Origin of the sequence: Pseudomonas sp. ATCC 13867, assembly GCF_000349845.1 — a bacterium.
GTDB lineage: Bacteria > Pseudomonadota > Gammaproteobacteria > Pseudomonadales > Pseudomonadaceae > Pseudomonas.
The window spans coordinates 4760782-4781867 of the sequence record NC_020829.1; the positions used below are offsets into that span (position 1 = coordinate 4760782).

Annotated in this window: 20 protein-coding genes; 5 read left to right on the plus strand and 15 right to left on the minus strand. The window is 65.9% G+C overall.

The annotated features are described in order from the left end of the window. The first annotated feature begins 65 nt into the window (after positions 1 to 65). Positions 66 to 752 (plus strand): GntR family transcriptional regulator, encoded by a 687-nt coding sequence (locus H681_RS21340; RefSeq protein WP_015478968.1) that lies wholly within the window; start codon positions 66 to 68, stop codon positions 750 to 752. 197 nt (positions 753 to 949) lie between these two features. Here H681_RS21340 and yjiA read toward each other — a convergent pair whose 3' ends face one another. The 4 genes from yjiA to H681_RS21360 form a co-directional block, all read right to left on the minus strand. Further along, positions 950 to 1948 carry a GTPase gene (gene yjiA, locus H681_RS21345; RefSeq protein WP_015478969.1) on the minus strand — a complete coding sequence of 333 codons (999 nt, stop codon included), beginning with the start codon at positions 1946 to 1948 and terminating at the stop codon, positions 950 to 952. A gap of 207 nt (positions 1949 to 2155) precedes the next feature. Continuing rightward, on the minus strand, positions 2156 to 2359 hold the full coding sequence (locus H681_RS21350; protein WP_015478970.1) for a YbdD/YjiX family protein: 204 nt from the start codon (positions 2357 to 2359) through the stop codon (positions 2156 to 2158). 12 nt (positions 2360 to 2371) lie between these two features. Further along, positions 2372 to 4438 carry a carbon starvation CstA family protein gene (locus tag H681_RS21355; protein ID WP_015478971.1) on the minus strand — a complete coding sequence of 689 codons (2067 nt, stop codon included), beginning with the start codon at positions 4436 to 4438 and terminating at the stop codon, positions 2372 to 2374. A 184-nt stretch (positions 4439 to 4622) separates the two neighbouring features. Further along, positions 4623 to 5129 carry a DUF3015 domain-containing protein gene (locus tag H681_RS21360; RefSeq protein WP_015478972.1) on the minus strand — a complete coding sequence of 169 codons (507 nt, stop codon included), beginning with the start codon at positions 5127 to 5129 and terminating at the stop codon, positions 4623 to 4625. 191 nt (positions 5130 to 5320) lie between these two features. Between H681_RS21360 and H681_RS21365 the strand changes: the two genes are divergently transcribed. Further along, positions 5321 to 5689, plus strand: coding sequence for a PilZ domain-containing protein (locus tag H681_RS21365; protein WP_015478973.1), 369 nt, complete (start codon positions 5321 to 5323; stop codon positions 5687 to 5689). A gap of 108 nt (positions 5690 to 5797) precedes the next feature. On the opposite strand, the gene radA is transcribed toward H681_RS21365, so the two are convergent. The 3 genes from radA to H681_RS21380 all read right to left on the minus strand — a co-directional run bounded on the left by radA (position 5798) and on the right by H681_RS21380 (position 7982). Then, complete coding sequence (gene radA / locus H681_RS21370) at positions 5798 to 7177, minus strand: DNA repair protein RadA (RefSeq protein WP_015478974.1); 1380 nt, start codon at positions 7175 to 7177, stop codon at positions 5798 to 5800. Between the two features lie 243 nt (positions 7178 to 7420). Beyond that, positions 7421 to 7663, minus strand: a complete 243-nt coding sequence (locus H681_RS21375; protein ID WP_015478975.1) for a hypothetical protein — start codon at positions 7661 to 7663, stop codon at positions 7421 to 7423. A 76-nt stretch (positions 7664 to 7739) separates the two neighbouring features. Continuing rightward, positions 7740 to 7982 (minus strand): YdcH family protein, encoded by a 243-nt coding sequence (locus H681_RS21380; RefSeq protein WP_015478976.1) that lies wholly within the window; start codon positions 7980 to 7982, stop codon positions 7740 to 7742. 154 nt (positions 7983 to 8136) lie between these two features. Between H681_RS21380 and mscL the strand changes: the two genes are divergently transcribed. Then, positions 8137 to 8544, plus strand: a complete 408-nt coding sequence (gene mscL / locus H681_RS21385; RefSeq protein WP_015478977.1) for a large-conductance mechanosensitive channel protein MscL — start codon at positions 8137 to 8139, stop codon at positions 8542 to 8544. Positions 8545 to 8561: 17 nt separating this feature from the next. Here the strand turns inward: mscL and H681_RS21390 are convergent, their stop codons facing one another. From H681_RS21390 to H681_RS21400, 3 genes are all read right to left on the minus strand, one after another. Then, entirely contained in the window at positions 8562 to 10112 is a 1551-nt protein-coding gene (locus H681_RS21390) for a TerC family protein (protein WP_015478978.1), read from the minus strand. A gap of 229 nt (positions 10113 to 10341) precedes the next feature. Beyond that, on the minus strand, positions 10342 to 11118 hold the full coding sequence (locus H681_RS21395) for a ferredoxin--NADP reductase (RefSeq protein WP_015478979.1): 777 nt from the start codon (positions 11116 to 11118) through the stop codon (positions 10342 to 10344). Between the two features lie 107 nt (positions 11119 to 11225). After that, positions 11226 to 12218: a TRAP transporter substrate-binding protein gene (locus H681_RS21400; protein WP_015478980.1), complete on the minus strand. Its 993-nt coding sequence runs from the start codon at positions 12216 to 12218 to the stop codon at positions 11226 to 11228. Positions 12219 to 12558: 340 nt separating this feature from the next. Here H681_RS21400 and H681_RS21405 point away from each other — a divergent pair, with 340 nt between their 5' ends. Together H681_RS21405 and H681_RS21410 are read left to right on the plus strand one after the other, a co-directional pair. Beyond that, positions 12559 to 13683, plus strand: coding sequence for a methyltransferase (locus tag H681_RS21405; protein WP_015478981.1), 1125 nt, complete (start codon positions 12559 to 12561; stop codon positions 13681 to 13683). Between the two features lie 65 nt (positions 13684 to 13748). Continuing rightward, the gene (locus H681_RS21410; RefSeq protein WP_236620497.1) at positions 13749 to 14612 is read left to right on the plus strand and encodes an alpha/beta fold hydrolase; all 864 of its coding nucleotides are present in this window, start codon (positions 13749 to 13751) and stop codon (positions 14610 to 14612) included. Between the two features lie 104 nt (positions 14613 to 14716). On the opposite strand, the gene H681_RS21415 is transcribed toward H681_RS21410, so the two are convergent. Genes H681_RS21415 through H681_RS21435 form a run of 5 tightly spaced genes read right to left on the minus strand, consistent with a single transcriptional unit; the run spans position 14717 to position 20832 of the window. Then, positions 14717 to 15283, minus strand: coding sequence for a nucleotidyltransferase family protein (locus H681_RS21415; protein WP_015478983.1), 567 nt, complete (start codon positions 15281 to 15283; stop codon positions 14717 to 14719). Next, positions 15280 to 16251 carry an XdhC family protein gene (locus H681_RS21420; protein ID WP_015478984.1) on the minus strand — a complete coding sequence of 324 codons (972 nt, stop codon included), beginning with the start codon at positions 16249 to 16251 and terminating at the stop codon, positions 15280 to 15282. Before H681_RS21420 ends, H681_RS21415 begins: the two co-directional genes overlap by 4 nt. 3 nt (positions 16252 to 16254) lie before the next feature. Continuing rightward, complete coding sequence (locus H681_RS21425; RefSeq protein WP_015478985.1) at positions 16255 to 17466, minus strand: cytochrome c; 1212 nt, start codon at positions 17464 to 17466, stop codon at positions 16255 to 16257. Positions 17467 to 17468: 2 nt separating this feature from the next. Next, on the minus strand, positions 17469 to 18008 hold the full coding sequence (locus H681_RS21430) for a (2Fe-2S)-binding protein (protein WP_015478986.1): 540 nt from the start codon (positions 18006 to 18008) through the stop codon (positions 17469 to 17471). Then, positions 18001 to 20832, minus strand: a complete 2832-nt coding sequence (locus H681_RS21435; RefSeq protein ID WP_015478987.1) for a xanthine dehydrogenase family protein molybdopterin-binding subunit — start codon at positions 20830 to 20832, stop codon at positions 18001 to 18003. Before H681_RS21435 ends, H681_RS21430 begins: the two co-directional genes overlap by 8 nt. Between the last annotated feature and the right edge of the window lie 254 nt (positions 20833 to 21086).

A 21086-nucleotide genomic window follows, 5' to 3' on the forward strand; every position in this document is an offset into this window, starting at 1 on the left:
CAACAGGTTTTGCACGGACGGTTTGCGGCATCCTTTCCTGGGTCAAGCAAGAGGCGGAGTCGGTCATGACGGAGAAACACCCCGAGTCCACGGTGGAACGCGTCTACCAAGGGGTTTACGAGGCCATCAGCAAGCGCACCCTGCGCCCCGGCATGAAGCTGGGCGAGGCGGCGCTGGCGGAATTGTTCAAGGTCAGCCGCACTTCGGTGCGCGCGGCGCTGAAACATCTGGAAGCGGACGGGCTGGTCTCCAGCGCGCTCAACAAGGGTGCCTGGGTGTCGCTCCCCAGCGACGAGGAGATCCGTTCGCTGTTCGAAACGCGGCGGCTGATCGAGATCGGCATCGTCAGCGAACTGTGCCGCCGAGCCGACAGCGCGATCTTCCAGGACCTGCGCGACCACGTGGCGCTGGAGGATGCGGCCCACGGCCGCGACCATGCGCAGTTCGTCCACCTGCTCGGGGAGTTTCACCTCAAGCTCGCGGCGGCGCTGCACAATCCGGTGCTGCTGGACTTCTTCCGCAAGCTGATCGAGCGCGCCTCGCTCTACGCCACCACCCTGGACGACGAGCACCACGAAACCTGCCGGGGCAACGAGCACCTGCGGTTGATCGAGTTCATCGAGGCGGGCAACCAGGCGGCGGCCATCGAGCTGACCTGCATGCACCTCAACGCCATCGAGCAGGCCATCCTCAGGGCGGCGGGGAACCTGAAGGCGGATTACCACCCGCTCAAGCACCTGATCGGCGGCTGAGATTTACTGTAGGAGCGAGCTTGCTCGCGAACCGAGGCGCCCCGTTGATACCGAATCCCATCCCCACGCCTCAGCGAAAGAGGACCGGTCGGTGCGTGATTGCACTATGGCGTTAGCCGGGAGCAACTGTTCGCGAGCAAGCTCGCTCCTACAAAGAGCGGCAGAGAAAAACGCCCGGCGCTGGCCGGGCGTTTCGGTCAGGCGGCAGGCTCGCCCGCGATGGCTTCGAAGCCCTGTCGAATCTGCTCTTCCGGCAGGTTGTCACCGATGAAGACGATCACGCTCTCGCGCTTCTCGTCGCCCTTCCACTCGGAGTCCCAATCGAAGCCATAGAGCCGCAGCACGCCCTGGAACACCAGGCGACGCGCCTCGTCGGCGATATTCAGCACGCCCTTGTAGCGCAGCAGCGAATTGCCGTGCCATTGCAGCAGGTCGTCCATGAATTCGCTGAGGCGTTCGATATCCAGGGGGTTGTCGCTGCGCAGCACCAGGGTGGTGATGCGGTCGGTGGTGTCCGCCGCCGGGCGCACGGGGCGCAGCAGCGGGCGCAGGCCGAGGTCGGCGTTGAGGTTGAAGCCGCGCACGTCGAGCAGGCGTTCCAGCTCGATGGCGCCGTGCTTCACGGCGTGGATTTCGGCGCGGCGGTTGATGCGCTGCAGGCGCTCGACCAGCGCCTCGTATTGTGCAGGCGACACCAGGTCGCTCTTGCTTACCAGGATGCGGTCGCCGAAGCCGACCTGGGCCTGGGCGATGGCTTCCTGCAGGTGGCGCTCGGCGTTGGCGGCGTCCACCAGGGTGATGATGCCGTCGAGCAGGTAGCGCTCGCGCAGGGTCTCGTCGACGAAGAAGGTCTGCGCCACCGGGGCCGGATCGGCCAGGCCGGTGCACTCGATCACCACGCGGTCGAAGTCCAGCTCGCCATTGTCGCGGCGCTCCAGCAGGACGTAGAGCGTGCGCTCCAGGTCGCTATTGATGGTGCAGCAGACGCAGCCGTTGGACAGCGTCGTCACCTGAACCGCGTCGTCGCCGAGCAATTGAGCGTCGATCGGCGTCTCGCTGAACTCGTTCTCGATCACGGCGATCTTCAGACCGTGCTCGGCCTTGAGGATGTGCTTGAGCAGGGTGGTCTTGCCGGCCCCGAGGAAGCCGGTGAGGACGGTCACCGGAATCTGCGGCGCGCTTGCGGAATCGGTCATGGGAACATCCAGGCAATCAGAAAAGAAAACAGGCAGAAATGAAAACGGACCGCGATCGCTCGCGGCCCGCATCTCTACTTATGAAACGTCGGCGAGGCAGGCGAGGCAAGGCGCCAGTGGCCGGAAAAAGCGGAGTCTACTTCAGTAGATGAGCATTTTTCCGGCCACTGGCAACGCAGCATCGGCCACGCAGCCAGTTTCATCGCATCAGCAGCAGCGGATCGGCCTCCCCTTGCCACCACCGTAGCGAGCCTCCTGGCGCTCGCGGAAGAACTCCTCGTAGGTCATCGGAGTCTTGTCCGGGTGCTTGTTCTGCATATGCTGAACGTAGGTGTCGTAATCGGGCATGCCGACCAGCATGCGTGCGGCCTGCCCGAGATACTTACCCATGCGGCTGAGGTCGTTGAACATGATCTACCTCCGTCAGGCGTCCGGGATCGGCTGGAACGGCGCCTCCTTGTCGGTGCGCTCCTTCTTGCTCCAGGCGCTGGCGCCCACCTTGATCGAGTACACCAGCACGCTGAACACCACCAGCAGGAACAGCACGGTGAGACCGGCGTTGATGTAGGCGTTCATCATCACCGCCTGCACCTGGCCGATATCCTTGGCCGGCGCCAGCACTTGCCCGGCATCGAGCGCGGCGCTGTACTTCTTGCCCAGGGCGACGAAGCCCACGGCCGGGTTGCTGTCGAAGACCTTGATCAGCCCCGCCGCGGTGGTGCAGATCAGCAGCCAGGCGGCCGGCAGCGCGGTCACCCAGACGTACTGCTGACGCTTCATCTTGATCAGCACGACGGTGGCGAGCATCAGCGCGATACCGGCGAGCATCTGGTTGGAGATGCCGAACAGCGGCCACAGCGTGTTGATCCCACCCAGCGGATCGACCACGCCCTGGTACAGCAGCCAGCCCCACAGCGCGACACAACCGCCGGTGCCGACGATGTTGGCGCCCCAGGAGTCGGTCTTCCTCAGTGCCGGGACGAAGTTGCCCAGCAGGTCCTGCAGCATGAAGCGACCGGCACGGGTACCGGCGTCCACCGCGGTGAGGATGAACAGCGCCTCGAAGAGGATCGCGAAGTGATACCAGAAGGCCATCGTATTCTCACCCGGCAGCACCTGGTGAAGGATGTGCGCGATACCCACGGCGAGGGTCGGCGCACCGCCGGCACGGGCCAGGATGGTGGTTTCGCCGATATCCTTGGCGGTCTGGGTCAGCACCTCGGGGGAAATCATGAAGCCCCAACTGCTGACGGTGGCGGCCACCGCGTTGACGTCGGTACCGACCACGGCCGGCGGGCTGTTCATGGCGAAGTAGATGCCCGGCTCGATCACCGAGGCGGCGACCATCGCCATGATCGCCACGAAGGACTCCATCAGCATGCCGCCGTAGCCGATGTAGCGGGCGTCGGGCTCGCGGTTGAGCAGCTTCGGCGTGGTGCCGGAGGAGATCAGCGCGTGGAAGCCGGACACGGCGCCACAGGCGATGGTGATGAACAGGAACGGGAACAGGCTGCCCTTCCACACCGGGCCGGTGCCGTCGGTGAACTGGGTCAGGGCCGGCATCTTCAGCTCCGGCATGACGATCAGAATGCCGATGGCCAGGGCGACGATGGTGCCGATCTTGAGGAAGGTCGACAGATAGTCACGCGGCGCCAGCAGCAGCCACACCGGCAGCACCGAGGCGACGGCGCCGTAGCCGATCAGCATCCAGACGATCTGCACGCCGTGGAAGGTGAAGACCGGCGCCCATTCCGGGCTGGCGGCGACCTGCCCGCCCAACCAGATGGAGCCCAGCAGCAGCGCCACGCCGACCACGGAAATCTCGCCGATGCGGCCCGGGCGGATGTAGCGCATGTACACGCCCATGAGGATCGCGATCGGGATGGTCGCCAGCACGGTGAACATGCCCCACGGGCTTTCGGCCAGGGCTTTCACCACGATCAGGGCGAGTACCGCGAGGATGATGATCATGATCAGGAACGCGCCGAACAGGGCGATGGTCCCCGCCACCTGCCCCATTTCCTCGCGCACCAGTTCACCCAGCGAGCGCCCATTGCGGCGGCTGGAGATGAACAGGACCATGAAGTCCTGAACGGCACCGGCCAGCACCACGCCGGCGATCAGCCAGAGCGTGCCGGGCAGGTAGCCCATCTGCGCCGCGAGCACGGGACCGACCAGCGGGCCGGCGCCGGCGATGGCGGCGAAGTGGTGACCGAAGAGGATGTGCTTGTTGGTCGGGACGTAGTCCAGGCCGTCGTTGTTGAGGACCGCGGGGGTCGCTCGGTTGGGATCCAGTTGCATCACCTTGGTGGCGATGAACAGGCTGTAGTAGCGGTAGGCGACCAGGTAAATGGCGACCGCTGCGACGACGATCCACAATGCGTTGATGGCTTCGCCGCGGCGCAACGCCACGACTCCTAAGGCAAAGGCACCGACTATCGCCACCACCAGCCATGCGAGGTGACGCAGCAGGTTGTTGTTATTGTTCATAGCGAGGCTTCCGACAGTTTGAAGGCGAGAATTCGCAGAAAAATTCTAATCTTTTCCCACGACCCATTCATACGACCTTAGTCTAGAGCGGTTACGTGCTTATTGCCTGAGCTCAAAATCGACCAGCCGGACGATGCAAAAGAAAAACCCGCATCTGCAGCGGGCTTTTCGGGGGCGCGGGGGATCAGACTGGCTGCTTGGCGTAGCGCGACAGCACCTGATCGCGGCTCATCACCGCCAGGGTATTGTTCAGCACCTGCTCGCCGGTGCTGTCCTGGGTGGCGAATATCTCGCCGAAGTGCTGCTGGGTCACCTGGGCGAAGTGCGCGCGGTCCTCGCTCGGGATGCCCAGCAGGACGGCGTAGGCATCCAGCGCCTCTCCGTGGCCCTTGGCCATGTCCTCGGCGATGTTGTCGAGCATGCCGTTCATGGCGAAGATCGAGCGGCCGCCGTAGCCGATGCGCACATTGGAGTCACAGCCGTTGGTACCCGAGGTCAGACCGAAGGTGGCGTTGCCCGACGTGCCGTTGGTGGTGGTGGCCAGCAGGTGCGGCAGCAGGCCGCGCTGCCCCTCGAACACCATGTTGCCCCAGCCGCATCCCTTGCCGCCGGCTTCGTCGGCTTGCGCCAACAGGCTGGTGGCGCTCAAAACACCAAGGATCAGGCCCTTGCTCAGGAGTTTCTTGTCCATATTCTGCGCTCCGCAGTGGGTGTTGGTTCGTGCCCAAGGAGCTTTGGCTAGAGCCGGCGCCCTGTCAAACCGCCACCAGCCGTGCCGGACAGACGAAAGGCCTACGGTTTCCGTCCGAGCGATAACCGTCCGACGAAGCCTGCGCCGCTTGTCTATAGTGAGGCGAACCCGATTGGCCGGAGAGTCAGGACATGAGCGACGATCACGCCGAGCGCCGGCGCTTCCAGCGCATCGCCTTCGATGCCGGCACGGAAATCAGCCAGGGCGACCAGCGCTGGAAGGTGACGCTGCTCGACCTGTCACTGCAGGGCGTACTGGTGGAGCGCCCCGAACACTGGAACGTGGTGGCCGGCGAGCCGGTGCACGTGCGCATCTACCTGGGTTTCGACGCCAACGTCTACATGGAAGCCGACCTGGCCTGGGAGCGCGAGGGCCTGCTGGGCTTCGCCTGCCGGCACATCGACCTGGAGTCCATCAGCCACCTGCGGCGGCTGGTGGAGCTCAACCTGGGTGACGAATCACTGCTGGAGCGGGAGCTGACGCTGCTCAGCGAGCATTGATCCAACCTTGTAGGAGCGAGGGGGACGCCATCGTTATTGCTCGCGAACCGTCTGACACCGGAGCCGCCGGTGAGAGTTCGCGAGCAAGCTCGCTCCTACAGAAAGCCGCTATTCGAACAAGGCATCCAACGCCTGCTCCAGGCGCGTCACCGCGATCACCTGCAAGCCGGCCGGCGCCTCCTTCGGCGCATTGCCCTTGGGTACGATGGCGCGCTTGAAGCCGTGCTTGGCCGCTTCCTTCAGGCGCTCCTGGCCACTGGGCACCGGACGCACCTCGCCGGACAGCCCCACCTCGCCGAACACCAGCAACTGATGATCCAGCGGCCGGTTGCGCAGGCTGGACATCACCGCCGCCATCAGCGCCAGGTCCGAGGCGGTTTCCAGCACCTTCACCCCGCCCACCACGTTGAGAAACACGTCCTGGTCGTAGGTCGGGATGCCGCCGTGGCGGTGCAGCACCGCCAGCAGCATGGCCAGTCGGTTCTGGTCCAGGCCCAGGGTGACGCGACGGGGGTTGGCCAGGTGGCTGGTATCCACCAGCGCCTGCACCTCCACCAGCATCGGCCGCGAGCCTTCCCAGGTGGCCATGACCACGCTCCCCGGCACCGATTCCTGGGCGCGGGTGAGGAAGATCGCCGAAGGATTGGAGACTTCCTTCAGCCCCCGGTCGGTCATGGCGAACACGCCCAGTTCGTTCACCGCGCCGAAACGGTTCTTCACCGCCCGCAGCAAGCGCAGGCGGCCATCGGACTCGCCCTCGAAATACAGCACGGTGTCGACCATGTGCTCCAGCACGCGCGGGCCGGCCAGCGCGCCTTCCTTGGTGACATGGCCGACCAGGAAGATCGACGTGCCGCTCTGTTTGGCGAAACGCACCAGCAGGGCCGCGCTCTCGCGCACCTGGGCGACGCCGCCGGGGGCCGATTGCAGTTGTTCGGTGAAAATGGTCTGGATCGAGTCGATCACCATCACTTTCGGCTGCTCCTGGCGCGCGGTGGCGATGATGCTTTCGATGCAGGTCTCGGTCATGACCTTGAGCTTGTCTTCCGGCAGGCCCAGGCGGCGGGCGCGCATGGCGACCTGCTGCTGTGATTCTTCACCGGTGACATAGAGCGCGGGAAGGCGCGCGGCGATGTTGCAGAGGGTCTGCAGGAGGATGGTGGACTTGCCGATGCCGGGGTCGCCGCCGATCAGCACCACCGAGCCGTCGACCAGACCGCCGCCGAGCACGCGGTCCAACTCCGCCGAGGCGGTGGTGAAGCGCGGCATCTCTTCGACGCTGACTTCGGCGAGGGTCTTGATGTTGGCCTGCTGGCCGGCCCAGCCGCCGCGCCCGGAAGAGCTGCTGCCCGAGCCGCCGGTGGGGGTGGTGTCGATGACGGTCTCGACCAGGGTGTTCCAGGCGCCGCAATCAGGGCATTGGCCGGCCCATTTGGGGTAGGTGGCGCCGCACTCGGTGCAGCCGTACATGCGCTTGGCCTTGGCCATGAGCGGACTCCGTCGAAGACAAAGTCCGCATCATAGCCAATCGGGCCACGCGCTTCAGGACCTGTTTACGATCCGGCAAGCCAGAGCAGAACCTGGCGCAACGGCCAACGGGAGTAACAACCTTCAGGCTGGTCCGAAGGGCGAGCGCAGCGAATCAGCCGGTTGAGGGAGCGGAGTTTGCGCGCAGCCCGAAACCGACCTCAACGCAGTTGTGCCGACGCGAAGCAGACCGTAAGCAGGTCCTCAGCCCGCCAGGCGGCGATATTGGCACTCCATATCGTACTTGAGGCTTTCGCGACGCATGAGCAGCGACGCCAGGGTGCAGTCGGGACGCTCGACGCCCTCTTCCACCCGACCGATGCGCTGGTCCAGCAGCTCGTACTGCAGCTTCAGGCGGACCAGGCGCTCCTGAGCGCGGAGGGCTTCGACGTTGCGTTTGGCGGACTTGGTGACGGACTTGCCAGAGGACGAAATGGCTTTACGCATGGCGGTGGCACCGGTTGGAAATGGATGACGGGAGCCTACGCCTCGCTCCGACCCACACCCTTGACATCAATCAAGCTCAGGAAGATCGCCTGAGCAGGTCGGCGATCTCGTCCTTCAGTGTCACGCGTTGCAGTTTGAGGGAGTTGAGGGCGAGGTCATCCATCGCCTGGCGGCCGTCCTCGATGTCGTAGATTTTCCTGTCCAGCTCCTCATAGCTGGAGGCCAGGCGGGTGAAGGTGGCGTCTTTCCCGTGCAACCGGGTCATCAGTGCCTTCTGGTCGGGAAACTCTCGGGACAAGGGATGATGCTCGAGTGGCATGGCGGACCTCCGTCAGTGGATGGGTTGCCCGTTAAGCCTAGCCCACCCGGCAAAAGCGCCCAGCACCGCCGGTCATTGAACGATTCGGGGTGATCGGACCGCGGCGGGCCGCTAAACTGCCCACCTGTCCCCCTCAGTTACAAGGAGTTCCTGCATGAGTCTGCTTAGCGAGTTCAAGGCTTTCGCCGTCAAGGGCAACGTGGTCGACATGGCCGTCGGTATCATCATCGGTGCCGCGTTCGGCAAGATCGTCTCGTCCTTCGTCGGCGACGTGATCATGCCCCCTATCGGTCTGCTGATCGGTGGCGTCGACTTCTCCGACCTGGCGATCACGCTCAAGGCTGCCGAAGGCGACGTGCCCGCCGTGGTCCTGGCCTACGGCAAGTTCATTCAGACCTGCCTGGACTTCATCATCGTCGCCTTCGCGATCTTCATGGGTGTGAAGGCCATCAACCGCTTCAAGCGCGAGGAAGAAGCCGCGCCGGCCGCGCCGACCAAGGATCAGGAACTGCTGAGCGAAATCCGGGACCTGCTCAAGGAGCAGCGCAACCGCGCTCCCTGAGCCCCCGACTCACCCCGTCACAGCGGCGGGGTGAGCCGCACGCGGCCGATCCGCCGCTCGCTGACGTCCGTCACCTCCAGGCGCCAGCCGGCCAGCTCCAGCGTGTCCCCCTTGGCCGGCAAGCGGCCCAGGTGCTTGAGCACCAGGCCGCCCAGGGTCTGGTACTCCGCGGTCGAGCGAGCGCGGAAGCCCACCCGCGCGGCCAACGCCGCCATCGTCACCGCGCCGTCCACCCGATACCCCTGCGCGTCCGGCTCGATGTCCGTGCCAGACACTTCGCTGGCATCCGGCAGCTCGCCGGCGATCGCCTCGAGGATATCGGTCATGCTCAGCATGCCCTCGAAGCCGCCGAACTCGTTGACCACGAAGGCCAGGTGGGTCGAGGCCTCGCGCATCAGCTCCAGGGCGCCCAGCACCGTGCTGCTGTCCGGCAGGCTCAGCGGCTCGCGCAGCAGCGGCAGGATGTCCAGCTCGCGCCCCTGCAGCAGGACGGAGAACAGCTCCTTCTTGTGCACATAGCCCAGCGGCTCGTCGATGTTGCCTTCGCGGATCACCAGCAGGCGCGAGTAAGGCGACTCCAGCAGCGCGCGGCGCACGGCATCCGGGTCGTCGGCCAGGTCGATACCGTGCACCCGCTGGCGGTCGATCATCACGGCCTTCACCGGACGCTCGGCCAGGCCCAGCACACCGCTGATCATCACCCGCTCGCGGCGGTCGAACGGCGCGTCGCCGCCCTCCTCCGGGCCCACCAGGTCGGCGATGTCCTCGCCCACCTCGTCGGCGTCGACCTTGCCGCCCATCAGGCGCAGCACGGCGTGGGCGGTCCGCTGGCGCAGGCCGCGCTGCCCGCGCTGGCTCTTCTGGCGCTTCCAGCGCACCAGCTGGTTGGCCATCTCGATCAGCAGGCTGAAGCCGATGGCGGCGTACAGGTAGCCTTTCGGGATGTGGAAGCCCAGGCCCTCGGCAGTCAGGCTGAAACCGATCATCAACAGGAAGCCCAGGCACAACATGATCACCGTGGGGTGTGCGTTGACGAAGCGGGTCAGCGGCTTGCTGGCGATCATCATCAGGCCTATGGAGAAGATGACCGCGATCATCATCACTTCCAACTGCTCGACCATGCCCACGGCGGTGATCACTGCATCGAGGGAGAACACCGCGTCCAGCACCACGATCTGCGCGACCACCGGCCAGAAGGCGGCGTAGGTGCGCTTGCCGTTGGAAGTGTGCACGCGGCCTTCCAGGCGCTCATGCAACTCCAGCGTCGCCTTGAACAGCAGGAACAGACCGCCGAACAGCATGATCAGGTCGCGGCCGGAGAAGGTCTTGCCCAGCACTTCGATCAACGGCTCGGTGAGCGTGACCAGCCAGGAGATGCTCGCCAGCAAGCCCAGGCGCATCAGCAGCGCCAGCGACAGGCCGATCAGCCGCGCGCGGTCGCGCAGGTGCGGCGGCAGCTTGTCCGCGAGGATCGCGATGAAGACCAGGTTGTCGATGCCGAGCACCAGCTCGAGCAGGATCAGGGTGAGCAGGCCGAGCCAGGCCGTGGGGTCCATCAGCCATTCCATGCCGGACGACCTCGCTGGGTGCGCGCCAGGGCAGGCTGGGAAGGATCATCCGCGAGCGCGGATGCCGGGGGAGGTTCGCCGACCGCCGGCTCTACCGGGGTAGGCATCGGGGTCGGCGTCGTACTTTGACTGTCCATGAGGTCCGAAAAAAGGGAAACGGACGCCCATCCTAAGGGCAAAGCCTCGCTGCCCTAAGGGGACAATCTTTTCAAAATCTATCGAGCCGACCTTACCAATAGTTTTCCACGGCGATCTGGCCGGGCTTGCGCGTCAGTGCCAGGCTCATGCCGCGGGCCTTCAGCACGGCACGGGTGTCCTCGATCATCTGCGGGTTGCCGCAGAGCATCACCCGCGAATGTTCCGGGCTGAGTTCCAGACCGGCGGCGCGTTCCAGCTCGCCGTTCTCGATCAGCGTGGTGATCCGCGCGCTCAGGCAACCGGGCACCTGTTCGCGGGTGACCACCGGGATGAACTGCAGCTTGTGGATATGTTCGGCCAGATGCTCCATCGCGCCGAAGCTGGCGATCAGGTCGCGGTAGGCCAGCTCCTTCTCCTCGCGGGCGCTGTAGACCAGCTTGATGGTCTCGAAGCGTTCCCACACCTCGAAGTCCTGCAGGATCGACAGGAACGGCGCAAGGCCGGTGCCGGTGGCCAGCAGCCAGAGATCGCGGCCATCGGGGAAGCGGTCGAGGGTGAGGAAGCCGAAGGCCTGGCGATCCACCAGCAACTGGTCGCCGACGCGCAGGCGGCTGAGCTCGCTGGTGAACTCACCGCCGGGAACGACGATGGAGAAGAACTCGAGGAACTCGTCGTGAGGCGCCGAGACCATCGAGTAGGCGCGCCAGACGATGCTGCCGCTGGGCTTGTACACGCCCAGGCGGGCGAATTGCCCGGCGCGGAAGCGGTAGCCGCTGTCGCGGGTGGTGCGCAGGGTGAACAGGCTAGGGGTAAGCGTCTGCACCTCCACCAGGGCCTGGCGGGTGAACTTCTCTTCGCTGGCGGTCATCGTCCACTCCTTTCTCGGGAACGAAGCTATTTTCCCGTATTGGCACGCGGAGAAACACCCGCAAGGCTTGTGGCTATCCGGGTAGATCGCCACAAGCCTGCTCTGGATCAGTGCTTGCGGTTCACCACCTGGGCGGCGCGTAGCACATCGCTGCCGATCTCACCCTCGAACTGCTTCCACAGCGGCTGCATGGCGGCGCGCCAGGCGTCGCGCTCAGCCGGGGTCAGGGCGACGATGCGCGCCTTGCCGTTGGCAAGCACCTGCTCGCGCTCCTTCTGGTTCAGCGCCTCGGCGTCCTTGTTCACCTCGACGGTGACTTCTTCGATGATGCTTTCCAGTTGGGTGCGCACCGGGTACGGCATGCTGTTCCAGAACTTCTGGTTGCTGATCAGCATGTAGCTGAGCACGCCGTGGTTGGTCTCGGTGATGAACGGCTGGGCGCTGTCGAGCTTCTGGCTGCCGATGTTCGACCAGGTGTTCTCGGTGCCCTGTACCTTGCCGTCCTGCAGCGCCTTGAGAGTCTCGGCGAAGGGCAGTTTCACCGCCTTGGCGTCGAGCAGGCCGAATTGCGCATCGATCACCGACGACGGCTGGATGCGGAAGCTCAGCCCCTTGGCGTCCGCCGGGGCGCGCAGCTCGCGGGTGGCGGAAAGCTGCTTCATGCCGTTGTTCCAGTAGGCCAGGCCATAGATGCCGGACGTGGCCATCGAATGCAGCAGCTCGCGGCTCATGCTGCGCTTCTGGAAGCGCTTCACCGCCTCCAGGTCATCGAACAGGAACGGCAGGTCGAAAACCTCCAGTTGCCGAGTGTAGCCCTCGAACTTCGACAGCGACGGCGCCAGCATCTGCACCTTGCCGTCCCTGAGCGCCTGCAACTCGTCGGCATCGCCGAACAGTGTGGAGTTGGGGAATACCTCGACCTTCACCTCGCCGGCCAGGCGCTCCTCCACCAGCTTCTTGAACAGCAGTGCGCCGCGGCCCTTCGGGGTGTCGTCGGCGACGACGTGGGAGAACTTGATCACGATGGGCGCATCGGCGAAGGCCGGCTGGACCGGGAAGAACAGGACGGACAACGCCACCCCGAGAAACGACTTGTACATCGATATCCTTATGCAATAGCAATAGCCCGGCGCGCGAACAGGTTCGCGCATCGAGGTTCCGTGAAGACTTGTCAGGGGAGTGGCCGCAGGTCGGCGGGACAGCGGTCCCGGGATCCGGCCCTACCGGGTCGCACGCAGCGCCCGGTTATTATTGGTAATCCGCAACGCAGACGAAGGCGGGGCGGATAGGCGATAATTTTTCGGTATCCAGCCGGTCCACACAAGTCGCCGACAGCCAACCACGTCTCAGTTTCATGACAATGCGATTGCAGTGAGCCCTCCGTTATTGCCATCCACCCTGTTCCGCGACTTCAGCCAGACACCTTCGTTCGAGAGTCCCATGCCCGTCCTCGCCAGCCCCTTCGCCCAGCTCGACCTGGTCCGCCACCCCGAACAGCGCGAAGACCCGCTGCAGGCCTTCGATGCGGCCGACGAGTACCTGCTCGGTCATCTGCATGAGCAAGGCGTAACCGCCGACAGCCGTGTGCTGGTGCTCAACGACAGCTTCGGCGCCCTCGCCGCCAGCCTGGCGCCCCATGTGCGCCTGACCAGCAGCGGCGACTCGCACCTGGGCTTCATCGCCCTGCAACGCAACCTGGAACGCAACGGGCTGAGCGACGCCGCGCCGACCTTCGTGCCCTCCAGCGAAACGCCGCAAGGCCCGTTCGACTACGTCCTGGTGCGCGTGCCCAAGACCCTCGCGCTGCTGGAAGAACAGTTGATCCGCCTGCACGACCAGCTCGCGCCGGGCGCGAAAGTGGTCGCCGCCGGCATGATCAAACACCTGCCGCGCGCCGCCGGCGACCTGCTGGAAAAATACATCGGCCCGATGCAGGCCTCGCTGGCGGTGAAGAAAGCCCGCCTGCTGATCGCCACCGCCGAACAGCGGCCGTCGCCAACCTCGCCCTACCCCAGCCGCTATCGCCTGGACAAACCCGCGCTGACGCTGGTCAACCACGCCAACGTGTTCTGCCGCGAGGGCCTGGACATCGGCACCCGCGCCTTCCTCCCGCACCTGCCGCAGGTACACCACGCCGTGCGCGCGGCGGACCTGGGCTGCGGCAACGGCGTGCTCGGCATCGCCTTCGCCCTGCTGAACCCGCAGGCCGAACTGACCCTGGTGGATGAGTCCTACATGGCGGTGCGGTCCGCACGGGAGAACTGGCAGGCCGCCCTGGGCGAGCGCCCTGTGGATATCCACCCCGACGACGGCCTCGCCAGCCAGGCCGCAGACTCCCTGGACCTGGTGCTGTGCAACCCGCCCTTCCACCAGCAGCAGGTGGTCGGCGACTTCCTCGCCTGGCGCATGTTCCAGCAGGCCCGCGCCGCGCTCGTCACCGGCGGCGAGCTGTGGATCGTCGGCAACCGCCACCTGGGCTACCACGCCAAGCTCAAGCGCCTGTTCCGCGGCGTCGAGCAAGTGGCGGCAAATCCGAAATTCGTGGTGCTGAAAGCGACCAAATAAGCGCTCGGGATTGCTCCGGCCAGCGCGCCGGAGCAGCATGGATCGCCCCCACCCGGATGCGCGCCATGACCGCCCAAGAAGCCGTTCTCCTCCCACCCGAACTGATCCGCACCGCCGACGGCGTCGATCTCGCCCTGCGCCGCGTTGGCCCGGAGGACGGCGTGCCGGTGGTGCTGACCCACGGCACCTTCTCCAACCACCGCAGTTGCCTGGGGCTGGCCAATTACCTGGGCAGCCAGGGCTTCGCCTGCTGGGTGTTCGACTGGCGCGGGCATGGCGACAGCGGACGCAATGACTTCCTGCACAGCTTCGATGACGTGGCCGAGCAGGACGTGCCGGCGATACTCGATGCGGTGAGCCAGCGTACCGGACAGACGGCGCTGCACTGGGTCGGCCACTCAGGCGGCGGGCTGATCGTCTCGATGTGGGCGGCGCGTAATCCCGAACTGGCGCAGCGGAGGTTGCGCTCGCTGGTGTTGATCGGTTCCCAGGCCACGGCGGCCGGCGCCAGCCCACGGCACTGGCTGGCGATCCAGGCGTTCGACTGGATGCTGCGCTGGCGGCGCATCGCGCCCAGCCGGGCGAAGAGCGTCGGCCCCGAGGCAGAGAGTGCACGGCTGATGCGCCAGTGGTGCCAGTGGAATTTCCGTCGGCGTTTCGATTCGCTGGAGGGCTTCGACTACTTGGCCGGGCTGGGCGGCGTCGAGCTGCCGGTGCTGGGCGTGGCGGGCAGCGGCGATACCTTCATCGCGCCGGTGGCGGGGTGCGAGGCGCTGGTGAATGCCTTTGGCGGTGCGCAGGCGAAGCTGGAGCTGTTCGGGCTGGCGACCGGTGCGCGGGAGGATTACAGCCACAACCGCCTGCTGCTGTCGCGCAATGCCAGCGCGGAAGTCTGGCCGCGCATCGGCCAGTGGCTGGCGCAGCACTAAGCCCTGGTTCGCGAGCAAGCTCGCTCCTACGAAAAGCGTTACCGATTCGGCCTGCGGATGCGATTCGCTCCACCTTGTAGGAGCGAGCTTGCTCGCGAACCCGTTCAGCCGCTCAGAGCATCCGGCGTATCCACGTCGCGCAGCACGCCGGCATCAGCGACGTTCAAGGTCAGGCAGCGATCGCGGTGCGCCTGCACCACGGCGCGCGCGCCTTCATCGCCAGAGAGGCGAGAGAGTTCGGGCCAGAAATCGCGCCCGAACAGCACGGGATGCCCACGCTGGCCATCGTGAAGCGGGAAGAGAATGGTCGAGGCGCTGGCCGCCTCGCTCAACGCACGCAGAGTCTGAGGAGCGATCCACGGCATGTCGCCGAGCAGGATGGCCACGGCCTGAGCCTTGGAGTCCACCAGAGAAGCCGCGCCGGCTGCCAGGCTGTGCCCCATGCCGAACGCCGCTTGCGGGCTGTGGATAACCCGGCAGCCGGCGGGCAGGCCGAAATCCTCCGCCCGCTCGCCGTCACGCAGCACCACCCGTACTTCAGCGAACACCGCCAGCGCGCGTTCAACGCTATGCGCCAGCAGGTTGCGCCCGTCGGGCAAGGTCGCGCGGCGCTTGTCCGCGCCGAAGCGCGAGCCCTGGCCGGCAGCCAGGACCAGCGCCACGACCGTCACAGCGCCTCGCGGGCGATGCCGCTGCGGGTGCGCAGGATGTCGGCGAGCACGGCCAGGGCGATTTCCGCCGGGGTCTTGCTGCCCAGGTTGAGGCCGATGGGCGCGTGAATGCGCGCCAGTTCGGTCTCGCTCAGGCCTCCCACCCGTACCAGGCGCTCGCGGCGCTTTTCGGAAGTGGTGCGCGAACCCATCACGCCGATGTAGAAGGCCTCGGTGCGCACGGCCTCGAGCATCGCCAGGTCGTCGATCTTCGGGTCGTGGGTCAGGGCGACCACGGCGGTGTCCGCGTGGCAGCCGCCGTTTGCGATGAAGATCGACGGCAGTTCGCGGCGGATTTCGATGCCGTCCAGCACCACGCCGTCCAGCGCTTCTTCGCGGGGATCACAGAGGATGACTTCGAAGCCCAGCCCCTTGCCGAACTCCGCGCAGAAGTGCGCGACGCTGGAGTACCCGGCCAGCAGCAAGCGCTGCGCAGCGCCGACGCGCAGACGCACGCGGGCTTCGTCACGCTCGACCCGCGGGCCGTGCTCGTGGTCGTCGCTCAGGCGGCGGCTGCCGTCCTGCAGGTTCACTTCGCGCAGCAGGCGGCGCTGGCCGAGCAGCGCCGATTCCAGCTCGCGCAGGTGGGCCTGCACGTCGCAATCGGGCACGAGGTTTTCCACCAGCACGTCGAGGATGCCGCCGCAGGGCAAGCGGATGTTCGTGCGGGTGTCGGTGCCGTCGCCGTAGCGCACGACGACCACCGGTTCGCTGAACTCGCCCTCGGCGACGCGTTCGAGGAAATCATCCTCGACGCAGCCCCCGGAGAGCGAACCCACCCACTGGCCGCTGGCGTTGACCGCCAGCAGCGAGCCCGGCGCGCGGGGCGCCGAGCCGTAGGTGAAGAGCACGCTGCACAGCCACACGCGCTGCCCGGCGTTGGACCACTGGAGCGCCTGTCGGACTACTTGCAGATCGAGATGCTGCACGACTCACTCCGCCTTGAGTTGAGCGACCTGTTGTACGCCCATGTCGCCCGGCAAGCCACCCCAGGCCTGACGCAGGTAGTTGATCAGGTCGGTGAGCTGCTCGTCGCTGAGCTTGTCGGCAAAGCCCGGCATCGGTTGCATACGCTCGAAGCCGGTGAACTGCTGCTCGCGGATGCCCTCGACAATGACCTTGGCCAGGTTGCGCGAATCGGCCAGGCGCAAGGTGGTATTGCCCTGCATGGCCACGGCGATGTGCGGCTTGCCCTCGCCGTCGTTGCCGTGACAACCGGCGCAGACGTTGAGGTACTGCTGGCGGCCACGCTTGGCGCTGTCGCTGAGCTGGTCCTGGGCAACTGCCTGGACCACCTTGGCCTGCGGCGGCTGATCGCCCAGCAGGTAGGTGGACATGGCAGCCAGGTCCTCGTCGCCCAGGTGCTGGGTGCTCAGGTGCATCACCGGGAACATCTCGTTGAACATGCTGCCCTGGGGGCTCATGCCGTGCTTGAGGAAGCCGGTGAGGTCGGCACTGGTCCAGCCGCGCTCGGCCAGGTCCTGGGCCAGCAGGCTCGGGGCGCTGTAGCCGTTGAGCAGGCCGCCGGTGAGGCGCTTGTCCTGCTGCAGCGCGCCGATGCTGTTGCGCGGGGTGTGGCACTCGCCGCAATGGCCGAGCACTTCCACCAGGTACTGGCCGCGCTGGTAGGCGTCGCTCTTACCCTCGGTGCTTTCGAGCTGGACGCTCTTGCCGTAGAGCATGTTCCAGCCCGACAGCCCCATCCGCACGTTGAACGGGAAGCTCAGGCTGGTTTCCGGAGCGGCGCGGTGCACCGGCGTCTGGCTCATCAGGTAGGCGTAAAGGGCATCGCTGTCCTCGCGCTTGATGAGGTGGTACGAGGTGTAGGGCATGGCCGGGTAGAGGTTGGCGCCGTCCTTGCGCTTGCCCTCGGTGAGGGCAGCGAAGAAGTCGTCAGCGCTGTAGTTGCCGATGCCGAAGTCCTTGTCCGGGGTGATGTTGCTGCCGTAGATGGTGCCGAACGGCGAGTGGATCGGCAGGCCGCCGGCGAACGGCGCGCCGCCCTCGGCGGTGTGGCAGGCCATGCAGTCGGCGGCGCGGGAGACGTACTCGCCGCGCTTGATCAGTTCCTGGTCGGCCGCCTGGGCAGTGACCGCAAGGCCGAGGCCGACAGCCAGCGTGAGGCCGGAAAGAATGCGCTGCATGCTTAGCCCTCCTTGACCAGGCCGAGATCGGTCAGCACTTCGCGGGTGGCGTCGTAGTAACGCACGTACCCGGTGCAGCGACAGATGTGATGGCCGAGGCTCGCCTCGATGGTCGATTCCAGTTCGCTCTTCTTCAGCGGCTGGCGCTGGGCCTTCTCCACCAGCACGGTGGCGGCGTTGACGAAGCCCGGTGCACAGTAGCTGCACTGGAAGGCGAAACGGTCGACGAACTTCTGCTGGATCGGGTTCAGTTCCTTCACCGAACCGTCGTCCTCGCGCTTGGCGTGGCCCTCGATGGTGCGCACCTTCTTGCCTTCGAAGTAGTGCGCGCCGGTGATGCAGGTACGCACTTCCTCGCTGGTGCCGTCGGGGTTGTCGACGATCACCACGCAGGCGTGGCAGATGCCCTGGCCGCAGCCCAGGCGCGAACCGGTGAGGTTCTGGTATTCGTGCAGGTAGTCGATCATCGGCAGGTCCTCGGGAACCTCGACCGGACCGACGGTTTGACCATTGATGGTCAGGTTGAGCGGACGGTTAGCCATTGAGGGCCTCCTTGATGCGAGCGGGGGTGATGGGCAGGTCGCGGACGCGCTTGCCGATGGCGTGGGCCACGGCGTTGCCGATGGCGCCGACCACCGGGATCATCACCACCTCGGCGATGCCCTTGGACGGGTCGCTGGGCGACAGCGGCGGAAGGATTTCCGAGCTCTGCTGCCAGACGGCCACGTCTTTCGCCTTCGGGAGACGGTAGCGGTTGAAGTTCCAGTCGCCCTCGCCCGGGCCACCCTCGTACAGCGGCATGTCTTCCAGCAGCGCATGGCCGATGCCCATCGCGGTGCCGCCTTCGATCTGGCCTTTCACCAGCTCGGGCACCAGCACGCGGCCGCACTCGATCCAGCTGTGGTGGTTGAGCACGCTGACTTCGCCGTTGCCCTTGTTCACCTTCAGCTCGACGATGGTCGCCACCGGGCTGTAGTAGGTCACTGCGGCGTTGTTCAGTTGCACCGGCGGATAGGCCACGTTCTGGCGATCCAGCAGGTGGAAGCCGGCGCTGTTCATCTGCGCCTTCTTCACGCTTGGCGCGCCGTCGCCGTATTTCACGGCCAGGGCGTCCAGCGGCAGGCGGTCGCGTACGCCATCGATGACGTAGTCGCACTCCGCCCAGCTCCAGCGGTTGAAGCCGTGGACGGTGGCGCCGGTGACCAGGCCCTTGTCGTGGGCGACCTGGGCCAGTTCGGCGAACGACAGCGGCTGCAGGCCGTTGGCGGTGAGCTTGCCGTCGACCCAGTGGGCGTCTTCGCGGCGCACCACCAGCGGGTTGGCCGCGCCGTTGAACGGGCCGCGACGCCAGATTTCCAGGGCCGCCGGCCACAGGCCGTGGTTGAACAGCACGCGCGCCGCTTCACGGGTGGCGTGGCTGAAGTAGTAGGCCGAGTTGGTCGCCGACGACGCCGAAGCGTACTTGCCGACCCAGCGCGGGTTGCGCAGCTTCTCGTCCTGGGTGGGCTGGCTCATGGTGTAGGGATCTTCGCCGCTGAGCAGCTGAAGTTCCGGCCACTCGGTCTCGGCGGTCTTCATCTCGTCCGCCGGTTTGCCGAGGAAGTCGGCCACCACCAGCGCCTGGGAGGTGGACATGCCGGTGCCGATCTCGATGCCGATATGGCGCATGTGCACCTTGCCCTGGGCATCGAACTCGATGCTCGCCATGGGCGCTTCGGAGCCGGTGCCGAAGTCCTTCTGGCAGATGGCGAAGCCAACGCCGTACCAGTGATCCGGGTCCTTGGCGTCCATCTCTTTCTTGCGCGCGTCGCGAGTCTTCCACCACTCGTGGGCGGCAGCCTTGTCGAGGATCTCGTGCAGGCGCAGGGCGCCGGCAGGAATCGCGCCCTGGGTGTTCTTCATGCCGGATTTGAGCGCGTTGACACGGCGCAGCTCGATGGCGTCGACGCCCAGGCGGCCGGCGATCTCGTCCACCATCATCTCGGTGGCGGCCATGCTCTGCAGGGTGCCGTAGCCACGCATGGAACCGGCCTCGACGGCGCGGGAATGGTAGGCAGTCACCTGCAGGTCGTTCTGCGGCATGTAGTAGATCGACTGCGCGGCAGTGGCGCCCACCGCCGCCACGGACGGGCTGTAGTTGATGCGACCGCCACCGTCCACGCTCATCTCGGAGCGGAACACCTTGAAGGTCAGATCCTTCTTGTCCACCGCCAGTTGGTAGTGGATGTCGAACGGGTGGCGCTTGATGCCGCTCTGGAACTGCTCGTAGCGGTCGTTGGCCAGGCGCACCGGCACACCGTTGCCGTACAGCGCCGCCAGGGCCGCGTAGTAGACGAAGATGTTGTGGTCCTTGGAACCGTACCCCACGGTGTAGCCGGGGTGCATGTTCAACTGGGCCAGGCCGAAGCGCGACGGCTTGATCATCAGCACCGTCTCGTACGCCGCCTCGAACGGGCACTGGGTGGCGACCACGAAGTGCAGGGTCTTGCTCGCCGGGTCGTACCAGCCGTTGCCGTTGTCCGGCTCCATCGCCGCCGGCTCGATGGACGGGGTCTTGTAGCGCTCGTCGAAGATCAGCCAGTCCTGGGGCGGGTTGTCGATCTGCTCCTTGATCTTCTGCGCGTAGAACAGACCCTGCTCGGTGAGGTCGCCGTGCTGATTGGGCTGCTGGTTCCACACCGGTTTGCGCTCGCGGATCATCGGGAAGAGGATCGAGTCCTTGAGGCTGGAGAACTCGTCCGGATCGGCCGAGGTCGCGCCGCCGACGCGCACGTAGCGGAAGCTGCCGTAGGGATCGCCCTGGTACAGCGGAGCCTTCGCGCCGTAACGGATCGCCTTGTCGTTGAACTTCATCTTCAGCTTGGCTTTGCGGAAACGCTCGAAGTCGTTCCAGATCAGGATCGCCACCGGGTGGCCGATGAACATCGGTACCTTGCCCGGCGGCAGCAGCGGATCCGGCGCGTGGGCCTCGGGGAAGGCGATGCCGTCCTTGTCCAGGTCGGCGGCGGTGACGATGCGGTCCGGCTGCAGGTCGGCGCCCAGCCAGGCGAGGTCGATGCCCTCGAAAATGCGGTCGGCCTTGATGGTCTTGAGCAGCATGGCGTGGCCCTGCTGCTGCGGCCAGCCGGGCATGTCCCTGGAGCGGATGTCGCGGGCGAACACCTTGTTGCCGCAGACCTTGGACAGCGCGTCGTTGCGGAAACGCGCCTTGCCGTCGTGGCCCATCCACTGCTGCGGCGAGACGGTGACGCTGTTTTCCATCAGGGCAGCGAAAGCCCGGCTGCCGAGCGGCGCGAGCGTTACGCCGACGCCAGCGATCAGCCCGCCCTGCAGGAAGGCACGCCGGGAAATATCACGGTTGGACATGGTTCATCCTCTGGACGGTGAAGGCCCGCCCATGTCGTTTTCTAATGCTGGAGAGAGCTCGGAGGGTGCGGAATCATTGACGTTTCGGAGTCGACGTCGGAGTGGGAAACCACAGAAAAACCTGACTCATTCGTCAACTTTACCCCATTCGCGCCCCTCCAGGCAAAGTCAAGCAGGCAACTTGTCGCGCTGTCGCCCAATCTGATGACCACTCATCAGCTCCCGCGCGCGGGCCTCAACTCCGCGCCTCCTGC